Annotated in this window: 20 protein-coding genes; 10 read left to right on the top strand and 10 right to left on the bottom strand. The window is 74.0% G+C overall.

The window, feature by feature from the left end; translation table 11 throughout:
- The first annotated feature begins 167 nt into the window (after positions 1 to 167).
- Positions 168 to 1,289: a magnesium/cobalt transporter CorA gene (gene corA / locus ACFVXH_RS09395; RefSeq protein ID WP_049654109.1), complete on the top strand. Its 1,122-nt coding sequence runs from the start codon at positions 168 to 170 to the stop codon at positions 1,287 to 1,289.
- A gap of 60 nt (positions 1,290 to 1,349) precedes the next feature.
- Here the strand turns inward: corA and ACFVXH_RS09390 are convergent, their stop codons facing one another.
- Positions 1,350 to 2,318 (bottom strand): DMT family transporter, encoded by a 969-nt coding sequence (locus ACFVXH_RS09390; protein ID WP_049654111.1) that lies wholly within the window; start codon positions 2,316 to 2,318, stop codon positions 1,350 to 1,352.
- 85 nt (positions 2,319 to 2,403) lie between these two features.
- On the opposite strand from ACFVXH_RS09390, the gene ACFVXH_RS09385 reads away from it, so the two are divergent.
- The 4 genes from ACFVXH_RS09385 (at position 2,404) to ACFVXH_RS09370 (ending at position 6,233) form a co-directional block, all read left to right on the top strand.
- Complete coding sequence (locus tag ACFVXH_RS09385; RefSeq protein WP_049654123.1) at positions 2,404 to 2,943, top strand: hypothetical protein; 540 nt, start codon at positions 2,404 to 2,406, stop codon at positions 2,941 to 2,943.
- A gap of 128 nt (positions 2,944 to 3,071) precedes the next feature.
- Positions 3,072 to 4,370, top strand: a complete 1,299-nt coding sequence (locus ACFVXH_RS09380) for a magnesium transporter MgtE N-terminal domain-containing protein (protein WP_049654112.1) — start codon at positions 3,072 to 3,074, stop codon at positions 4,368 to 4,370.
- Complete coding sequence (locus tag ACFVXH_RS09375; RefSeq protein WP_375874133.1) at positions 4,360 to 5,016, top strand: DUF1003 domain-containing protein; 657 nt, start codon at positions 4,360 to 4,362, stop codon at positions 5,014 to 5,016. The genes ACFVXH_RS09380 and ACFVXH_RS09375 overlap by 11 nt, the downstream gene beginning before the upstream one ends.
- A gap of 56 nt (positions 5,017 to 5,072) precedes the next feature.
- Positions 5,073 to 6,233 carry an Mrp/NBP35 family ATP-binding protein gene (locus tag ACFVXH_RS09370; RefSeq protein ID WP_049654113.1) on the top strand — a complete coding sequence of 387 codons (1,161 nt, stop codon included), beginning with the start codon at positions 5,073 to 5,075 and terminating at the stop codon, positions 6,231 to 6,233.
- A 68-nt stretch (positions 6,234 to 6,301) separates the two neighbouring features.
- Here the strand turns inward: ACFVXH_RS09370 and ACFVXH_RS09365 are convergent, their stop codons facing one another.
- From ACFVXH_RS09365 to sigE, 4 genes are all read right to left on the bottom strand, one after another.
- Positions 6,302 to 6,970, bottom strand: coding sequence for a hypothetical protein (locus ACFVXH_RS09365; RefSeq protein ID WP_049654115.1), 669 nt, complete (start codon positions 6,968 to 6,970; stop codon positions 6,302 to 6,304).
- A 222-nt stretch (positions 6,971 to 7,192) separates the two neighbouring features.
- Positions 7,193 to 7,633 carry a sec-independent translocase gene (locus tag ACFVXH_RS09360; protein WP_380782999.1) on the bottom strand — a complete coding sequence of 147 codons (441 nt, stop codon included), beginning with the start codon at positions 7,631 to 7,633 and terminating at the stop codon, positions 7,193 to 7,195.
- A gap of 160 nt (positions 7,634 to 7,793) precedes the next feature.
- Positions 7,794 to 8,663, bottom strand: coding sequence for a zf-HC2 domain-containing protein (locus ACFVXH_RS09355; RefSeq protein WP_387821830.1), 870 nt, complete (start codon positions 8,661 to 8,663; stop codon positions 7,794 to 7,796).
- 122 nt (positions 8,664 to 8,785) lie between these two features.
- Complete coding sequence (gene sigE, locus ACFVXH_RS09350; protein WP_049655634.1) at positions 8,786 to 9,517, bottom strand: RNA polymerase sigma factor SigE; 732 nt, start codon at positions 9,515 to 9,517, stop codon at positions 8,786 to 8,788.
- 287 nt (positions 9,518 to 9,804) lie between these two features.
- Here sigE and ACFVXH_RS09345 point away from each other — a divergent pair, with 287 nt between their 5' ends.
- Positions 9,805 to 10,437, top strand: coding sequence for an O-methyltransferase (locus ACFVXH_RS09345; protein ID WP_049655642.1), 633 nt, complete (start codon positions 9,805 to 9,807; stop codon positions 10,435 to 10,437).
- Positions 10,438 to 10,591: 154 nt separating this feature from the next.
- Here the strand turns inward: ACFVXH_RS09345 and ACFVXH_RS09340 are convergent, their stop codons facing one another.
- Positions 10,592 to 10,759, bottom strand: coding sequence for a DUF3117 domain-containing protein (locus ACFVXH_RS09340; protein WP_074001376.1), 168 nt, complete (start codon positions 10,757 to 10,759; stop codon positions 10,592 to 10,594).
- A gap of 297 nt (positions 10,760 to 11,056) precedes the next feature.
- Here ACFVXH_RS09340 and ACFVXH_RS09335 point away from each other — a divergent pair, with 297 nt between their 5' ends.
- Positions 11,057 to 11,857, top strand: coding sequence for an enoyl-CoA hydratase-related protein (locus ACFVXH_RS09335; RefSeq protein ID WP_387821828.1), 801 nt, complete (start codon positions 11,057 to 11,059; stop codon positions 11,855 to 11,857).
- A 42-nt stretch (positions 11,858 to 11,899) separates the two neighbouring features.
- Here ACFVXH_RS09335 and ACFVXH_RS09330 read toward each other — a convergent pair whose 3' ends face one another.
- Entirely contained in the window at positions 11,900 to 12,493 is a 594-nt protein-coding gene (locus ACFVXH_RS09330; RefSeq protein WP_074001374.1) for a DNA-3-methyladenine glycosylase I, read from the bottom strand.
- Positions 12,490 to 12,930, bottom strand: a complete 441-nt coding sequence (locus ACFVXH_RS09325; protein WP_063780265.1) for a DivIVA domain-containing protein — start codon at positions 12,928 to 12,930, stop codon at positions 12,490 to 12,492. Before ACFVXH_RS09325 ends, ACFVXH_RS09330 begins: the two co-directional genes overlap by 4 nt.
- Before the next feature lie 181 nt (positions 12,931 to 13,111).
- On the opposite strand from ACFVXH_RS09325, the gene folP reads away from it, so the two are divergent.
- Positions 13,112 to 13,924, top strand: a complete 813-nt coding sequence (gene folP, locus ACFVXH_RS09320) for a dihydropteroate synthase (protein WP_074001558.1) — start codon at positions 13,112 to 13,114, stop codon at positions 13,922 to 13,924.
- A 69-nt stretch (positions 13,925 to 13,993) separates the two neighbouring features.
- Here folP and ACFVXH_RS09315 read toward each other — a convergent pair whose 3' ends face one another.
- Positions 13,994 to 14,803 (bottom strand): TIGR00730 family Rossman fold protein, encoded by an 810-nt coding sequence (locus tag ACFVXH_RS09315; protein WP_049655631.1) that lies wholly within the window; start codon positions 14,801 to 14,803, stop codon positions 13,994 to 13,996.
- 111 nt (positions 14,804 to 14,914) lie between these two features.
- Positions 14,915 to 15,991: a succinyl-diaminopimelate desuccinylase gene (gene dapE, locus ACFVXH_RS09310; RefSeq protein WP_375874138.1), complete on the bottom strand. Its 1,077-nt coding sequence runs from the start codon at positions 15,989 to 15,991 to the stop codon at positions 14,915 to 14,917.
- 397 nt (positions 15,992 to 16,388) lie between these two features.
- On the opposite strand from dapE, the gene ACFVXH_RS09305 reads away from it, so the two are divergent.
- Together ACFVXH_RS09305 and ACFVXH_RS09300 are read left to right on the top strand one after the other, a co-directional pair.
- A complete protein-coding gene (locus ACFVXH_RS09305) occupies positions 16,389 to 17,462 on the top strand; it encodes a hypothetical protein (protein WP_181970669.1) in 1,074 nt (357 codons plus the stop codon).
- A 302-nt stretch (positions 17,463 to 17,764) separates the two neighbouring features.
- The gene (locus tag ACFVXH_RS09300; RefSeq protein ID WP_074001372.1) at positions 17,765 to 18,583 is read left to right on the top strand and encodes a hypothetical protein; all 819 of its coding nucleotides are present in this window, start codon (positions 17,765 to 17,767) and stop codon (positions 18,581 to 18,583) included.
- The last annotated feature ends 142 nt before the right edge of the window (positions 18,584 to 18,725 follow it).

Genomic DNA, 18,725 nt, shown 5'->3' with positions numbered 1-18,725 from the left:
CGGCTGAATCAGCCGCGGTAGCCCCGGGCACAGGCCCCACGGCGGACGGACCGGCCGGGAGAGCACTTTCATCCCCCGTTTCACCGGTGTTCTCCGCCGTCGCACCGCGGCCGAACGTTTTTCCTTCCGCGCGGCCGCGCGACGGTTCCTGCCTCTGGGAGCCTGCCATGTCGATGATCAACAGCCTGCGCGCCGCCGTCCGCACCAACCGCCGCCGGGGCGCGGCCGGCGTCTACGCCGTCCTGCCCGAGGACGCCGGTTCGGCGGTCGTGGACTGCGCGGTCTACCAGCACGGCAAGCGCAGGGGCGAGACGTGCAGCCCGCGCGAGGCCGCCCACCGGGTCAAGGCCGCCCACCAACTCCCCGAGGGCGAGGGCTCGTTCAGCTGGATCGGGCTGCACGAGCCGACCGAGGCCGAGTTCGAGGGGATCGCCCAGCGCTTCGGCCTGCACCCGCTCGCGGTCGAGGACGCGGTGCACGCGCACCAGCGGCCCAAGGTCGAGCGCTACGACGACGTGCTGTTCGCCGTCTTCAAGACCATCCGCTACGTCGAGCACGACCAGCTCACGCCCACCAGCGAGGTGGTGGAGACCGGCGAGCTGATGGTCTTCGCCGGCCGGGACTTCGTGATCACCGTCCGGCACGGCGGCCACGGCTCGTTGCAGGAGCTGCGCCACCGGCTGGAGGCCGACGCCGACGAGGCCGGGCTGCTCTCCAAGGGCCCGGCGGCGGTGCTGCACGCGATCGCCGACCACGTCGTGGACAACTACCTGCTGGTCGCCGAGCGGCTCCAGAACGACGTGGACGAGATCGAGTACGGCGTCTTCTCGGCCAAGGGCGGGCGCAGCGCCGACGTCGGCCGGGTCTACCAACTCAAGCGCGAGGTCCTGGAGTTCAAGCGTGCCGTGGCGCCGCTGCTGCGCCCGATGCAGCAGCTGTCCGAGCCGCTCCAGCGGCTGGTCGACCCGGACATCCAGAAGTACTTCCGGGACGTCGCCGACCACCTGGCCCGGGTCGCCGAGCAGGTGCACGGCTTCGACGAGCTGCTGAACTCGCTGCTCCAGGCGAACCTGGCGCAGGTCTCGGTGGCGCAGAACGAGGACATGCGCAAGATCACCGCCTGGGCGGCGATCTTCGCGGTGCCCACCATGATCACCGGCGTCTACGGCATGAACTTCGAGTACATGCCGGAGCTGCACCACAAGTACGGCTACCCGACGGTGCTCGGCGCGATCGTGCTGATCTGCTTCGGGATGTACCGGGGCTTCCGCCGCAACGGCTGGCTCTGACCGCGCCGGCGTCGGCACCCGGGCCCCGCCGAGGGTGGTACCCCCGGCCGGGGCCGGCGGTCAGCGCCGCCCGCCGCGGGCGACCAGGACCAGCCCGAGCAGGATCAGCACCACCGCCGGGTAGGCGGCCGCCGGCGGCCACTGGCCCAGCCAGAGGGCGGCGATCAGCGCCGCGCCCGGCGTCTCCAGCAGGATCGCGGTCGAGGTGACGGACGGCCCGAGGCTGCGCACCACGCGGTTGCTCAGCGAGTGGCCGAGCAACTGGGCGGCGACCATCAGCAGCACGATCTGCCACCACACCCCGGCCGGCCACCCGGCCAGCGGCGTGCCGGCGACCAGGCAGATCCCCAGCAGCACCACGGCCGTGGTGGCGTAGCAGACCAGGGTGTACGCGGTGGTGCTGACGGTCTTGCGGACCTCGGCGCCCAGCAGCATGTACCCGGCCGCGGCCAGGCCGGCGGCGAGCGCGAGCGCGTCGCCGAGCAGCGCGCGCGGGGAGAGCGAGAGGTCGACGCCGGTCAGCACCAGCACCCCGGCGAAGGCGACGACCGTGCCGAGCCAGACCAGCCGCGGCGCCCGGACGCCCATCAGCCGCATCAGCAGGATGGTCCACAGCGGGGTGGTGGTGACCAGGGCGGTGGCCGAGGCCACCGAGGTCATCCGCAGGCTGGGCATCCAGAGCGCGAAGTGCACGGCGAGCAGCGCCCCGGCGGCCACCGCGAGCAGCAGCGCCCGCCGGCCGATCCCGCGCAGTTCGGCGCGGTGGCGCAGCAGCGCGTACGGGCCGAGGACGCCGACCGACATGACGTTGCGCCAGAGGGCGATCGCCAGCGCGGGCGCGGCGGTGGCGCTGATCAGCGGGCCGGACAGCGAGATGCCGCCGATCGAGACGGCGAGCAGCAGCAGGTCGAGGGTGGGCAGCGGGTGCGCCGGCCCCGGGTCGGCGGTCGCGGGGGCGGCGGAGGGGGCGGTCGCGGGCCGGGCGGCGGGCACGGCGCTCCTTGCTGGTCGCGGGGGTGGGGCGGTCATACGGTAAGGCCCGTGGCGGCGCAATGGAACTGTCGCCCGGAGGCTGAGACACCCGGTGGACGCCGAAAGCCGTACGCTGTCCGCCATGGACCGTACGCCCGCCGCCGCGACCGCCGACGACTTCCTCGACCGGGCCCTGCTGGAGGAGGCCGCGAAGAAGTCCGGCCTGCTCTGGGTGCGCGCGGACGGGCAGGAGCAGGCCCGGCCGCTGTGGCACGCGTGGCACGACGGCGCGGTCGTGGTGGTCGGCGGGGGCGCCGAGCAGCCGCTGCACGGCCTGGAGCCCGGCGCCGGGGCCGTGGTCACCGTCCGCAGCAAGGACAAGGGCGGCCGGCTGACCGGCTGGAGCGCCCGGGTGGTCGAACCGGCCCCGGGCAGCGAGGCCTGGCTGGGCGCCGTCGAGGAGCTCAAGGGCAAGCGGCTGAACGCGCCCGACACCGACGCCATCACCGAGCGCTGGGCCCGCGAGTGCCGGGTGCTGCGGCTGGAGCCGACCGGCCCGCTCACCGAGCACCCCGGGGCGATGCCGGACGGCTCGCACGCCGCCCAGCCGATGCCCACCCCGGCCACCACCCGGCTGCCGATCCCGGCCGGCCTGCCCAAACTGCTGTTCAAGCGCCGTTAAAGGTTCACGCCCAGGACGTGTCCGGCGGCTACCGTGCCTCCCGGCCGGGCCCGGAACACGCGGGTAGCCTTGGCCGCGAGTGCGCCCCCGGCGCACCCGGTACGGCGTCGAGCGAGTCGAGGGAGTCCATGGCAGGGCCAGGCACCCGGGTCTTCATCTCCCATCTGTCCGCCATCGCGGTGTTCGACCCGAACGGCGACCAGGTCGGGCGGGTCCGGGACGTGGTCGTGTCGCTGCGGCTCGGCGGCCGCCCGCCGCGCGTGCTCGGCCTGGTGGTCGAGGTGGTCGGCCGGCGCCGGATCTTCCTGCCGATGACCCGGGTGACCAGCCTGGAGTCCGGCCAGGTGCTCACCACCGGCGTGATCAACCTGCGCCGCTTCGAGCAGCGCCCGTCCGAGACCCTGGTGCTCGCCGAGCTGCTGGACCGCACCGTCACCTGGTCCAAGACCGCCGAGGACGTCACCGTGCTGGACGTCGGCATGGTGCAGACCCGGCTGCGCGAGTGGGAGATCAGCAAGGTCTTCGTCCAGGTCGGCCGGGCCGGCCGGCTGCGCAAGGGCAAGGGCGAGCGGCTCACCCTGGACTGGCAGGACGTCACCGGCTTCTCGCTGCCCGAGCAGGACCAGGGCGCGGCCAACCTGCTCGCCACCTTCGAGCAGCTGCGCCCCGCCGACCTCGCCAGCGTGCTGCACCACCTGTCCGCCAAGCGCCGGGCCGAGGTCGCCGCCGCCCTCGACGACGAGCGGCTGGCCGACGTCCTGGAGGAGCTGCCCGAGGACGACCAGGTCGAGATCATCGGCAAGCTCCAGGAGGAGCGCGCCGCCGACGTCCTGGAGGCGATGGACCCGGACGACGCCGCCGACCTGCTCTCCGAGCTGCCCGGCGACGAGGCCGAACGGCTGCTCCAGCTGATGGAGCCGGACGAGGCCGCGCCGGTGCGCCGCCTGCTGACGTACGAGGAGGACACCGCCGGCGGTCTGATGACCACCGAGCCGATCGTGCTGGAGCCGGACGCGACGGTCGCCGAGGCGCTGGCCCGGGTCCGGGTCAGCGACCACAAGCCCGCGCTGGCCGCGCAGGTCTTCGTCTGCCGCCCGCCGAACGAGACCCCGACCGGCCGCTACCTGGGCACCGTGCACTTCCAGCGGCTGCTGCGCGAGCCCCCGTACGTCCTGGTCGGCTCGCTGGTCGACGACGACCTGGACCCGCTGCCGCCGGACACCCCGCTGTCGCTGATCACCAGCTACCTGGCGACCTACAACCTGGTCGCCGCGCCGGTCGTCGACGACGCGGACCACCTGCTCGGCGCGGTGACCGTCGACGACGTGCTCGACCACCTGCTGCCGGACGACTGGCGCGACGCCGCGCTGCACGCCCACGACGAGGTCCGCGACGACGAGACGGAAGGGGTGACCGATGGACGGTGACCGCAGCGGACGGTCGAACGACTCCGCACGCCGGCGCCTCCAGGGCGAACTGCGCCAGCTGCGGCAGCTGCGCGAGCTGCGCACCCGCGAGGGCGCCCGGGACCGGCGCGCGGAGACCGCGCCGATCACCGGCACCGGCCGCGCCCGGCTCGACCAGCCGCGCACCGCCCGGCCCGGCCTGCTCACGCTGCCCTCCTACGACCCGGAGGCCTTCGGCGTCCTGTCCGAGCGGATCGCCCGCTTCCTCGGCACCGGGCGGTTCATCGTCTGGATGACGGTGGTGGTCGTCGTCTGGATAGCGTGGAACACGCTGCTGCCGATGTCCGTGCGCTTCGACGAGTACCCGTTCATCTTCCTGACCCTGGCGCTGTCCCTGCAGGCCTCGTACGCGGCCCCGCTGATCCTGCTGGCGCAGAACCGGCAGGACAACCGGGACCGCGTCAACATGGAGCAGGACCGCGCCCGCAGCGACCGCAACATCGCCGACACCGAGTACCTGACCCGCGAGGTCGCGGCCCTCCGGCACGGGCTCGGCGAGGTCGCCACCCGGGCCTTCATCACTTCTGAACTGGGCAGCATCCGGTCCGAACTCCAGTCCCTGCTCAAGGAGATCGACGAACGCCGGGAGGCCCCCGAGCCGCTGTGACCCGCGGCACGCTACCGACCGGTTAACGACTTCGCCGGGCGCCGTACCATCAAGGCATGGCCAACGAGACAGAGGTCGCGGCCGGCGTCACGGAGGAGTCCGTACGCCAGGCGCTGGCGACCGTCAACGACCCGGAGATCAACCGCCCGATCACCGAGATCGGCATGGTGAAATCGGTCGGGATCGCCGAGGGCGGCGTGGTGAGCGTCGCGGTCTACCTGACGGTCTCCGGCTGCCCGATGCGCGACACCATCGTCACCCGGGTGCGCGAGGCGGTCGGGAAGGTCCCCGGCGTGACCGGCGTCGAGGTCGAGCTCGACGTGATGAGCGACGAGCAGCGCAAGGAGCTGTCCCAGTTGCTGCGCGGCGGCGCCCCCGAGCGGGAGATCCCGTTCGCCAAGCCGGGCACGCTGACCCGGGTCTACGCCGTCGCCTCCGGCAAGGGCGGCGTCGGCAAGTCCTCGGTGACCGTCAACCTGGCGGCCGCGATGGCCGCCGACGGCCTGAAGGTCGCCGTGGTGGACGCCGACATCTACGGCCACAGCGTGCCGCGCATGCTGGGCGTCGAGGGCCGGCCGACCCAGGTCCAGGACATGATCATGCCGCCGCAGGCGAACGGCGTGAAGGTCATCTCGATCGGCATGTTCACCCCGGGCAACGCCCCGGTGGTCTGGCGCGGCCCGATGCTGCACCGCGCGCTCCAGCAGTTCCTCGCCGACGTGTACTGGGGCGACCTGGACGTGCTGCTGCTGGACCTGCCGCCCGGCACCGGCGACATCGCCATCTCGGTGGCCCAGCTGGTCCCCAACGCGGAGATCCTGATCGTCACCACCCCGCAGATGGCCGCCGCCGAGGTGGCCGAGCGGGCCGGCACCATCGCGGTGCAGACCCACCAGAAGATCGTCGGCGTGATCGAGAACATGTCCGGCATGCCGTGCCCGCACTGCGACGAGATGATCGACGTCTTCGGCACCGGCGGCGGCCAGACCGTCGCGGACGCGCTCACCCGCACCGTCGGCGCGACCGTCCCGGTGCTCGGCTCGATCCCGATCGACGTGCGGCTGCGCGAGGGCGGCGACGACGGCCGCCCGGTCGTGCTCGCCGCGCCCGACTCCCCGGCCGGCGTCGCCCTGCGCGCGGTGGCCGGCAAGCTCGGCGGCCGCCAGCGCGGGCTGTCCGGGATGTCGCTGGGCCTGACGCCCAGGAACAAGTTCTGAGACGGTGACGACGAAGGGCCGGGTGGTCGGACCAGACCACCCGGCCCTTCGCCGTACCGCCGCGGGCCCTACGGCCGGGTGTAGGCGGTCAGGTCCGGGACGGTGGAGAAGCCGAGGCCGTACGCGCTGACGCCGCGGCCGTAGGCGCCGAGCAGGACGCCGGGGGCCTCGCCGGCCAGCACCCAGCCGTACTCGGACTCGCGGTAGCGGAAGGGCTGCGGCAGGCCGTTGACCGGCAGGCTGAGGGTGGACCAGCCCGGGCCGGCCAGGTCGTCGGCGAGGTCCCAGGCGAGGCTGCTCTGCTGGTCCAGCCAGTCCTGGCGCAGCGCCCGGTCCAGCTGCCCGGGCCAGGTGCCGGCGAGCAGGCCGGAGCCGGCCAGCCACGCGGCGGAGGAGGCGGAGGTCGCCTCCAGGGTGCCGGTGTTGTCGGCGCTGCGGCGGCTGTCCCGGCGGGCCACGGTGACCACGACGGCGAACTTCCGCACGTCGCGCGGCTCGTACCGCTGGGCCGGCTCCTCGCCGTGGCCGAGCGAGCCGTAGTCGACGCTGCCCGCGGTGCGGGGGCCGGCGCCGGCCTGCACCAGGAAGCGACGGCCGGTCCAGCCCTCGTCCAGCCCGTACCAGGGGAAGTCTGCGGACAGGTAGGGCACCAGCGGGTCCGCCGGGCCCGCCTGTCCGCCGACCACCGGGCCGCCGGCCGTGGCCGTCGCCCCTCCCGCCTGACTCGTCGCGTCCATCCCCGGGCCTCCTCAAACACACGTTTGCCTGCCGTGGCGCGCTCCCATGGTGGCGTACCGCGGCGCTCCCCGGGGCCGTTACCGGTCCGCGACGGGGCGCGGTGTGACGGACGGCTCAGCGGGAGCAATCAGCACAATAGCGGCGCACACGCCACCGCCCCGCTCAGCCGGGTGGCCGGGCGGGGCGGTGGCGCGGCGCCGGGGCGCCGTACGCGGGGTCGGTCAGGTGGCGTCGGGGTCGAACGGGGGGCGCTCGCCGGGGGCCAGCGGGGCGCCGGCGGAGGCGGGGGCGGGGGCCGGCGCGGACTTCTCGAAGCTGACGCTGCCGCTGCGGCCGTTGACCGGGGCCGCGGGCTTGTCGTCCAGGACGGAGCGGATGTCCAGCGAGTCCTTCATCCCCTTGAGGCCCAGCGGGTCCTCCTCGCCGCCCATGAGCTGCTTGCGGACGAAGGTCTTGGGGTTCAGGTCCTCGAACTCGAAGTCCTGGAAATCGGGGCCCAGCTCGCTGCGGATGTCCTCCTTCGCGTTGTCGGCGAAGGAACGGATCTTCCGGACGACGTTCATGGTGTCCTGGATCAGCTTCGGCAGTTTGTCCGGACCGAAGATGATGATGGCCATCACGACGAGGGTCAGCACCTCCAGCCCGCTCACGTCGCTGAACACCTTTGGCTCCCTAGCTCGTCGGACGACGGTTCCTACAGGGTAATGGCCACCGGCGAGTCCCTGGTCCACGCTGGGATGAAGCCGTGGTAAAGACCTGCCGGTGGCCGAGGCCGTCCGGACGGGGGATCGAGCGTGCGTCCCGGGTCCGTCGAGGGTTGTTCTAGCGGGTCTGCTGGCGCTGTGCCACGGCGCCCCCGGGGTAGCGCTCCGGGGAGCCCGGCGGGGTCGCGGCGACCGGGCGGCCGGGGAAGTCCACCGGGACCTGGGCGTTCATCGGGACGAGGCCGCCGCCGCGTCCGGTGCCGGAGCCGGGCGGGCTGACGGTGGTGCCGTGGCGCTCCTCGCCCTGCGTGCTGAGCCCGCCGACACCGCCGAGCGTCACCGCGGCGACGGAGAAGGCGCCCGCGGCGGCGAACACCAGCCGGCGGCCCCGCGCGGGCGGGCGGACGACGGCCGCGGAGGACTGCGGACGGGCGGGGGCGGCGGTGGGCTCGGGACGGGCGGAGCGCCGGCCCATCAGCGGCCGCAGCACCGCGCCGCGCCCGAAGGCGCGCGGGTCGACCCCGGGCAGCGGCGTGTCCGCGCCGAGCGCGCCGGCGCCGAAGGAGGCCCCGGCACCGCGGCCGAAGGAGCCGCCGTCGAGCCGGCTGCCGCCGAGCGTCCCGGCGGCGGCGACCCCGCCGCCGGGCAGGTCGTCGTCGTCATCGCGGCGGCCGCGGCCGGCCGGCCAGTCGCCGTCCGCCGGGGCGTCCTCGGGAAGGCCGCCTACGGCCATCAGGCGGGCCATCAGCGCGGAGGACGGGCCGGGCGTGCCGGTGCGGGTCAGCATGTGCTTGACGGCGCGGGCCTCGTCGACCTCGGCGAGGCAGTGCGGGCAGGTCGCCAGGTGGGCCTGGACGCGGTCGCGCGAGTCGTGGCCGAGCTCGCCGTCCAGGAAGGCGGAGAGGCGCTCGCCGAGGTGGTGGTCCTCGGCGGGTGCGGCGGGGCGGACGGGAAGCGCGTGCAGCGCCGTGTCCGCGGGCAGTGCCACCGCGGGCAGCACGGGCTCACCGGGTTCGTCGCCTCCGCGACGGCCCGGCAGGGCCCAGCCCCGTCGGTTCGGGGACCGGTCGGAGGCGTCCGACCGACCCGAACCGGACCGGCTGGTTCCGCTCACGACCGCCTCCGTCCGCGCCCACCGGGCGCGACCGCGGCCTCGACCGCTCCGACGCCGACCGGCACCGGCTCCTCCGAGCCGCCGCGGCGCTCCCGGCCGGGGGCCGAGCCGGGGGCGCGGTGCTTGAGCGCGGCGCGCAGGTGCGAGCGGCCGCGGTGGATGCGGCTGCGGACGGTGCCGAGCTTGACGCCCAGCGTGGCGGCGATCTCCTCGTAGGACAGGCCCTCGATGTCGCAGAGCACCACCGCGGCGCGGAACTCCGGCGCCAGGGTGTCCAAGGCCTGCTGCACGTCGGCGTCGAAGTGGGTGTCGCTGAAGTGCTGGGCCGGGCTCGGCTCGCGGGAGGCGAGCCGCTCGGCCGCGTCCTCGCCGAGCGCGTCGAAGCGGATGCGCTGGCGGCGGCGGACCATGTCCAGGAAGAGGTTGGTGGTGATCCGGTGCAGCCAGCCCTCGAACGTGCCGGGGGTGTACGTGGACAGCGAACGGAACACCCGGACGAAGACCTCCTGGGTGAGGTCCTCGGCGTCGTGCTGGTTGCCCGTCAGGCGGTAGGCGAGCCGGTAGACGCGGGCGCTGTGCGCCTCGACGATCTCCTCCCAGCTGGGCGGAGTCCAGGTCTGCGCGTCGGGACCCTCGGTGAAGGTCGCGAGGGCGGGGGCCTCGGTGGCGCCGCCGGCCGGCGTCGCGGCCACGGGCTGGTCCAGGTCGGAGTGCGCAGGCTGGTTCATCACGGGCTTCGGCGTACGGGCTGACGCGGTGCCGCGGGAGTGCCGCCGCACAGGGACGTCGCCCTCGGCCACACCTCCTCGGTCGGCTCTTCTGCCCAGCAGGGCCACCACCATATCCACCTCACCCGTCAAGCCCGGATAAAAGTGCCCGGGAGGTCTTCCGCACCCGGTCCGTCCTGACAACGGCCCGCCGCCGTACGCGGTTCCCGGTCGGCCAGTAATCTGTGCCAGGAAATATCGACATCCTTCGGCACCGGGCCTCGCCCGGGGCTCCGAAAGAGGCAGCCATCAGCGAGTTCGGGCCCGCGCACGCGGCCCTCGCCGACACCTACGTGAGCGAGGACGCCGTGCTGACCTACGCCCGGGCGCAGTCCGCGCGGACCGGGATACGGGCGATCGGACCGAGCGGCGGGGCCTGCCTGCGGCTGCTGGCCGCCGCACTGGACGCCAAGGCGGTGGCCGAGATCGGCACCGGCACCGGGGTGTCCGGGGTCTACCTGCTGCGCGGAATGCGGCCGGACGGCGTGCTCACCACGGTCGACTCCGAGCCGGTGCGCCAGCAGCTGGCCCGCGAGGCGTACCAGGCGGCCGGGTTCGCGGCCAACCGCTCCCGGTTCATACCGGGCCGGGCGCTGGAGGTGCTGCCCCGGCTCGCCGACGGCCAGTACGACCTGGTGTTCTGCGACGGCGACCCGGTCGAGTCCTGCGAGTACCTGCGGGAGGCGCTGCGGCTGCTGCGGCCGGGCGGGATGGTCTGCTTCGAGGGCGTCTTCCAGGAGGGCCGGCTGGCCGAGCCGGAGCTCCAGGACCCGCAGACCGGCGCGGTCCGGGACCTGGTCCGGGACGTGCGGGAGAGCGAGGCCCTGCTGCCGGCGCTGCTGCCGGTGTCGGACGGGCTGCTCTGCGCCGTCAAGCGCTGAACATCAAGCGCTGAACACCAAGCGCTGAGCGTCACGCGCCGAGCCCGGCGCCCCTTCGGGCCCGGGCCCGGGAAAACGTGCGGACCCGGGCCGACATGACGTCGAACCCGGGCCCGGCAGCACATCTCCAGGAGATGGCGAGCACCTGCTGCGGTCAGCCGCAGGCCTTCTTCAGGGCCTCGCCGAGGGCCTGGGCCTCGTCCGGCGTGAGCTCCACCACAAGGCGTCCGCCGCCTTCGAGCGGAACGCGCATGATGATGCCCCGTCCCTCTTTGGTGACTTCGAGCGGGCCGTCACCCGTCCGCGGCTTCATGGCCGCCATGCTCGTTCCCCTTCCTGCAACCGCTCAGCTACGCACCGGCAGTCCGTCCACCGCCGGTATCGAACGCATTGATCGGAAGCCATTATCCCGCATGCCACGGGCTGATGACCAACATCACTCTCGGTGCAACCACGACCGGACCGCCCCCAACCGCCGCAAACCACGTCATAAGCCCCGGCGTGGCGGTGGTGCGGACACCGCCCGAAGGTGCGATACCTCACACTCCCCAGGCCCCCGCGTGCTCCGGCATCCTGACACACACGACCGACAACGCCTCGATCCCGGGAGCCCTCACCCATGTCCGATTCCGTGCTGTACGAGCTGGACGGCGGCCTGGCCGTCATCACCATCAACCGCCCGGAGGCGATGAACGCGCTCGACGTCGCCACCAAGGTCGCGCTGCGCGACGCCGTGACCGCCGCGGCCGCGGACCCGGCGGTGCGGGCCGTCCTGCTCACCGGAGCGGGCGAGCGGGCGTTCTGCGTCGGACAGGACCTGAACGAGCACCTGGCCATGCTGAAGCGGGCCGAGGAGACCGGCGAGGGCGCGCTGCGGACCGTCGGCGAGCACTACAACCCGCTGGTGCGGGCGCTGGCCGGGATGCGCAAGCCGACCGTCGCCGCGGTCGGCGGGGTGGCGGCCGGGGCCGGCGCCTCGCTCGCCTTCGCCTGCGACTTCCGCGTCCTGTCCGACCGGGCCGGCTTCAACACCGCCTTCGCCGGGATCGGGCTGACGGCCGACTCGGGCGCCTCCTGGACGCTGCCCCGGCTGGTCGGGCACGCCAGGGCCACCGAGCTGCTGATGCTGCCCCGCACGGTCAAGGCCGCCGAGGCCGCCGAGCTGGGCCTGGCCACCAGGGTGGTGCCGGCCGGGGAACTCGCCGCCACCGCACGGGCCTTCGCCCACGAGCTGGCCGAGGGCCCGACCGTCGCCTACGGCGCCATCAAGGAGTCGCTGGCGTACGGCGCCTCCCACTCGCTGGACGAACTCCTCGACAAGGAGGACGAGTTGCAGACGCTGGCCGGCGACAGCGAGGACCACCGGATCGCGGTGCGCGCCTTCATCGCCAAGGAGAAGCCGAGGTACCTGGGCCGCTAGGGCCGGTGTCCGGGTCCGGGCCGGCCGGCCCGGACCCGCCGGTCAGCCCTTGGCGCCGGTGCGGACGTGGCAGTCCGCCAGGTGGTCGTCGACCAGCCCGCAGGCCTGCATCAGGGCGTACGCGGTGGTCGGGCCGACGAAGCGGAAGCCCGCCTTCTTCAGCGCCTTCGCCAGCGCCGTCGACTCCGGCGTGACGGCCGGCACCTCGCCCATCGTGCGGGGGGCCGGCCGGCCCGGTTCGGCGGCGAACTGCCAGATCAGCGCGTCCAGGCCGCCCGCCAGGTCGCGGGCGACCCGCGCGTTGGCGATCGCCGCCTCGATCTTGGCCCGGTTGCGGATGATGCCGGCGTCGGCGAGCAGGCGCTCCTTGTCGGCCTCGCCGAACTCGGCGACCTCGGCGATCCGGAAGCCCGCGAACGCGGCCCGGAAGCCCTCGCGGCGGCGCAGGATGGTCAGCCAGGACAGGCCGGACTGGAAGGCCTCCAGGCAGACCCGCTCGAACAGCGCGTCGTCGCCGTGCACCGGGCGGCCCCACTCGGTGTCGTGGTAGACCCGGTAGTCGTCGGTGGAGTCGCCCCAGCCGCAGCGGCGCAGGCCGTCCGCGCCGAGCACCGCGCCCCCGGTCGGGTCGGTCACTTCTCCGTCCCCGGCTTCGCGTCCTCGGGGGCGTGCTCCCCGGCCGGCTGCTTGGCGAGCACCACGGCCGGCTCGACCACCTGGGCGAACTGCTCCAGGCCGGGCAGCGGTTCGGCCGCCGGGTCGGGGGCGCTGGTCGCCTCGACCGCGCCGCGCAGGTGGGCGGCGGCCTCCAGCTCGGCGATCCGCGCGTCGCGGTAGGCGAGTTCGGCGCCGAGGCGGTCCAGGACGTCGTCCACCTCGTCCATCCGGTAGCCGCGCAGCGCCATCGGCAGGCGCAGCTCGTCCACGTCCGCCCGGCCCAGCGGGCGGTCCTGCGGCAGCCGCGCGGAGATCCGGTCTGGTGCCGCCTCCGGCATCGAGCCGCCCCCGCCGAGCGCCACCAGGGCGGCACCGCCGACCACCACGGCCATGGCGACCACGATCACCCAGAACACGAGCTGTCCTCCCGAACTCCCGGCCGGTCCGCTATGTGGTGGCAGGCAACCACACTGATCATGACAGCATGGTCCCTTAGTGAGGCCGGGGGCCATCATCGCACCCGCAGGAGCTCTGGAGGAGACATCGGTGGCACTGCGCCTGGGACCGCGGGAATTCGGTGACGACGAGCTGGTGATCATGGCGATCGTCAACCGGACGCCGGACTCGTTCTTCGACAAGGGCGCGACCTTCGCCGACGAGGCCGCCTTCGCCGCCGCGGACCGCGCGATGGCCGAGGGCGCGGCGATCCTGGACATCGGCGGGGTGAAGGCCGGGCCCGGCGACGAGGTCACGGTCGAGGAGGAGCTGCGGCGCACCGTGCCCTTCGTGGCCGAGCTGCGCAAGCGCCACCCCGAGGCGGTGATCAGCGTGGACACCTGGCGGCACGAGGTCGGCGAGGCGGTCTGCGAGGTGGGCGCGGACCTGCTGAACGACGCCTGGGGCGGCGTGGACCCGAGGCTCGCCGAGGTGGCCGCCCGGTACGACGCCGGGCTGGTCTGCACCCACGCGGGCGGCGCCGAGCCCCGTACCCGGCCGCACCGGGTCGGGTACGAGGACGTGATGGCGGACATCCTGCGGGTGACCGTGGGGCTCGCCGAGCGCGCGGTGGAGCTGGGCGTGCGGCGGGACGCGGTGGTCATCGACCCGGGGCACGACTTCGGCAAGAACACCCGGCACTCGCTGGAGGCCACCCGGCGGCTGCCGGAGATGACCGCGACCGGCTTCCCGGTGCTGGTCTCGCTCTCCAACAAGGACTTCGTCGGCGAGACCCTGGACCGGCCGGTGAACGAGCGGCTGCTCGGCACCCTGGCCACCACCGCGGTCTCGGCCTGGCTGGGCGCGCGGGTCTACCGGGTGCACCAGGTCGCGGAGACCCGCCAGGTGCTGGACATGGTCGCCTCGATCCGGGGCACCCGCCCCCCGGCGGTCGCCCGCCGGGGGCTGGCGTGAACCCTCCTGTCGGCGCTCGGCTCGCCTCCGGGGCGCTCGGACCCGGTGTCGACGTTCGGCTCGCTCGCGCTAGATCTCGTTCGCGGGCCGGCGGGCGTCGGCGAGGATCTTCATGACCTCGTCGATCTCGTCGGTGATGTGGAACAGCTCCAGGTCGTGCGGGGCCGCCTTGCCCTGCGCGACCAGGGTGTCCTTCAGCCACTCGTAGAGGCCGCCCCAGTAGGCGCTGCCGTAGAGGATCACCGGGAAGCGGGTGACCTTCTTCGTCTGCACCAGGGTGAGCGCCTCGAACAGCTCGTCCAGCGTGCCGAGGCCGCCGGGCAGGACCACGAAGCCCTGCGCGTACTTCACGAACATCGTCTTGCGGACGAAGAAGTAGCGGAAGTTCAGCCCGAGGTCGACGAACTCGTTGAGGCCCTGCTCGAAGGGCAGCTCGATGCCGAGCCCGACGCTGAGGCCGCCCGCCTCGGAGGCGCCGCGGTTGGCGGCCTCCATCGCGCCCGGGCCGCCGCCGGTGATCACCGCGTAGCCGGCCTCGGCGAGGGCCCGGCCGATGGCCACGCCCGCCTGGTACTCGGGCGAGTCGACCGGGGTCCGGGCGGAGCCGAAGACACTGATCGCGGGCGGGAGTTCGGCGAGGGCGCCGAAGCCCTCGACGAACTCCGAGGTGATCCGCAGGACCCGCCACGGGTCGGTGTGCAGCCAGTCGGTCGGACCGGTGGTGTCCAGCAGGCGCTGGTCCGTGGTGCTCGTACCGACCTGGTCCCGGCGCACCAGCACCGGGCCCTTCTGCTTCTCGGGCCAGGCCTTCTTCTTCCGCGGCGCACCGACCTGCTCGGGGCCGTGGCCGTAGTGCTTCTCGTCTCCTGTGCCTGTCATGACGGAACCCTACGCCCGCCCTCCCCCGTTTTCAGGCAACGGGGGAAGGTCGGTTGAGCATCCGGAAGGTGGCGTTCGACTGCTGATCGGACGAGCGTCGCCGGCAGCGGCTCAGCTGGTCAGCCAGGCGCGCATCCGGTCCTCGACCTCGGCGATGGCGCTCAGCGAGCAGTACTCCTCGCGCTTGTGCGCCAGGTTCGGGTCGCCGGGGCCGTAGTTGACCGCCGGGACGCCGAGCGCGCTGAACCGGGCGACGTCGGTCCAGCCGAACTTGGCCCGGGCCTGGCCGCCGGTGGCCTCCAGGAAGGCCTGGGCGGCCGGCTGGGAGAGCCCGGGCAGGGCGCCCACGGCGAAGTCGGTGACGGTCAGCTCGAAGCCGTCGAAGACCTCGCGCACGTGCTTCTCCGCGTCCACCTCGTCGCGGTCCGGCGCGTAGCGGAAGTTGACCGTGACGACGCACTCGTCCGGGATCACGTTGCCGGCCACGCCGCCGTCGATCCGGACCGCGTTCAGGCCCTCGCGGTACTCCAGGCCGTCGATCTCCACCCGGCGCGGCTGGTAGTTCTCCAGCCGGGTGAGCACCTCGGCGGCGTGGTGGATGGCGTTGTCCCCGAGCCAGCTGCGGGCCGAGTGGGCGCGCACGCCGGTCAGCCGCACCTGCGCCCGCAGGGTGCCCTGGCAGCCGCCCTCGACCATGCCGCCGCTGGGCTCCATCAGCACCGCGAAGTCGCCGGCCAGCCACTCCGGGTGGTCCTTGGCCAGGTGGCCGAGGCCGTTGCGGGAGGCCTCCACCTCCTCGCAGTCGTAGAAGACGAAGGTGAGGTCGCGGTTGGGCTCGGGCACCGTGGCGGCGAGGCGCAGCTGCACGGCCACGCCGGACTTCATGTCCGTGGTGCCGCAGCCGTGGAGCAGGTCGCCCTCGACCCACGAGGGGAGGTTGTCGGCGATCGGCACGGTGTCCAGGTGGCCGGCCAGGACGACGCGCTCGGCCCGGCCCAGGTTCGTCCGGGCCACCACGTTGTTGCCGTGGCGGTCCACGGTGAGGTGCGGGTAGCCGCGCAGCGCGGTCTCGATGGCGTCGGCGAGCGCCTGCTCGTCGCCGCTCACCGAGGGGATGTCGACGAGCCGGGCGGTCAGCGTGCCGCCGTCGAGAGTGAGGTCCAGGGGCGTCGGGTTCGAGCTGCTCATGGGAGCCAGCCTAGGGCCTGTCTTCGGGCTCCCGTCGTCCGCCCGGAGGGCGGGCGGGGCGGCGTTGGGGTGCGTGCATCGCAAGGCGGAGGAGGGAGCCACTGCGGAGCATTGGCGACCGACGACAACGCGGCGAGGTGCGCTTGTGCCCTGGGGGTACCTCCCGGCCGAAGGCTGGGGGAGCGTCGCCCCGCAGACGCGAGTCCGAAGACAGGCCCTGGATCCGCGGCCCGGTCCGGCCGGTGCGGCGGTCCGCGACGCGGACCGGGGCCGCCTCGGTCGGCGCGCCCCTCGGCTCCCGGAGGCGAGTGGGCGGGTGACGGCAACCGGAAGGCGCCGCACATCCGTCCGAGTGGGTACGGTGTCGGATCAAGGTGCAGGCGCGAGAGGGGCGACGGTGGCCAGGAGAAGGAGCAGCGAAGAGCTGGGCGACGAAGAGGAGCCCACTCGCCGCCGCGGGCCGCTTCGCGCCCTGCTGATGGTGATCGTCGGGCTGCTCGGCCTGGCCATGGTCGCCGGCCTGGCCGTGGTCGGGATCTGGTGGTTCGGTTTCAAGCCCGGCGCGTCCGAGGAGTGCTCGGTGAAGACGGCGGCCGGGAACGGCACGCTGGAGCTGCCGCAGGCCGCCAACGCCGCGACGATCGCCGCGGTGGCGCGTTCGCGCGGGCTGCCGGACCGGGCCACCACGATCTCGCTGGCGACCGCCATGCAGGAGTCCAAGCTGCGCAACCTCGCGGGCGGCGACCGGGACTCGATCGGCCTCTTCCAGCAGCGGCCGTCGATGGGCTGGGGCACCCCGGCGCAGATCTCGGACCCGGTGTACGCGACCAACAAGTTCCTGGACGGCCTGGTCAAGGTCCCGGGCTACACCCGGATGCCGCTGACCGACGCCGCGCAGACGGTGCAGAAGAGCGGTTACCCGCAGGCCTACGCCAAGCACGAGACCAAGGCGACCCTGCTCACCTCGGCGCTGGCCGGCCGGGAGCCCGCCTCGTTCTCCTGCGTGGTGCACGACTACGCCAAGCCGGACCCGGCGGACTCCGCCTCGGCCGCGCCGGGCGCCACCCCGGGCGCCACCGCGGCCCCGGCCGCCGCGCCGGACCGGGCCCAGGTGCTGTCCGACCGGGTGCGCCGGGAGTTCGGCCGCACGGTGACCCCGGCGACCGGCTACACCTCGACCATCAAGGGCGCCGAGAACGCCGTCTCGCTGACCCCGGACCCGGCCACCGCCGCCCTGACCTCCTCGCCGGACGCGGGGGCGGCGGACGGCGGGGTGAGCGCCGAGCGGGCGAGCGGCTGGGAGGTCGCCCACTGGGCGGTCGCCCAGGCCCAGCAGCTGGGCATCGCGACGGTCGCCTACGACGGGAAGATCTGGCGCAAGTCCAAGTCCGAGGACGGCTGGCAGAACCAGACCTCGGGCACCTCGACCAAGCTCGTCCAGGTCACGCTGGCCCCGGCCGACAAGAGTTGACGCACTGGTGTTCGGGTTGCCGCCGGACGGGTGATTCCGGTCAACCCCGATGGACCGGCCGCCCGCTCCGGCGAACCCGGTTGGAGAACCGTCACTCCCCTTGACCGGGGCGGTTCGACGGCGTCCGACCGGGCCGGTCGGGCAGCGCTGTTGTGGTCGTACGATCCGATGGTCGGCCAGGAAGATTCCTTGCGTCGGCCGAAACCTTCTGGCTTCTCAAGCGGTAACAACGTCGTCCGCCCGGTCGTCCACGCCCGGTCCTTTGGCGGACGGGACGGACCCAGACCCCTTCGAGGAGCCCCATGTCTCACCCCCTCACGCGCCGGATCGCCCAGGCCGCGCTCGTCGTGGCCGCCGGAGCGACCCCGCTTCTCGCGGCCGGCTCCGCGTCCGCCCTGGGCGGGGACGCCCTGCTGCCCAAGAGCGACCTCGCGGCACCGCTGGGCCAGCTGGCCAACACCGACACCGGTTCCACCCTCCAGCACACCACCCACCAGCTCGGCCAGGCCGCCGGGACCACGGGTGCGGCCACCGTCGCCGCCGGCGTACCGGCCTCCGCCGACGCCGCCGGAAACATCGTCGCCCAGCAGCTGCCCGAGGCCAACGAGAAGGCCGGCTCGCTGACCGCCCCGGTCGACCAGACCGCGGCGACCGCGGGCCAGCTCTCCTCGGTCACCCCGAAGGTCGCCTCGTCCCTGGCCGGCAAGCTCGGCGAGGCCGTCACCGGCAAGAGCGCGGAGACCCGCAGCGCCACCGCCGGCACCGGCCCGCTCGGCGGACTCACCCAGGCGGGCTCGGTCACCCAGGCCGTGCCCGGCGCCGAGACGCTCACCGGCGCCGTCCCCGGCGGCACCGCCGTCGCCGACGCGCTGCCGGTCGGCGCGGTGCAGCGCGCGCTGCCGCTCGGCTCGGTCGAGCACGCCCTGCCCGCCGACCTGCCCGCCACCGACGTGCTCGGCCTGGCCGAGCACGGGTCGGCCAACCGCCTCGGCGGTGCCGACCTCGGCGCGAACAGCCCGCTGTCCGGCCTCACCGGCGCGCTCGGCCCGCTCGGCGGCCTGCTGGGCGGCCTGGGCGGCGGCAACCTGAGCGGCGGCAGCCTCAGCGGCCTGCCGCTGTAACCCCCGCCGCCGCACAACCCCCGGCTCGGGGAGAACCCCGAAGGGGGCCGGTGTCCGTGACACCGGCCCCCTTCGCCGTACGGTCGCCCGCTGCGGTCGGCGCGCCGAGCTCGGCGCGATCGCGGTCAGCTCGGCGCGGTCG

The organism is Kitasatospora sp. NPDC058184 (genome assembly GCF_042883725.1).
Classification (GTDB): domain Bacteria; phylum Actinomycetota; class Actinomycetes; order Streptomycetales; family Streptomycetaceae; genus Kitasatospora.
Note: the sequence above shows the minus strand (reverse complement) of the source record. Positions and strands in the feature narration are given on the sequence as shown.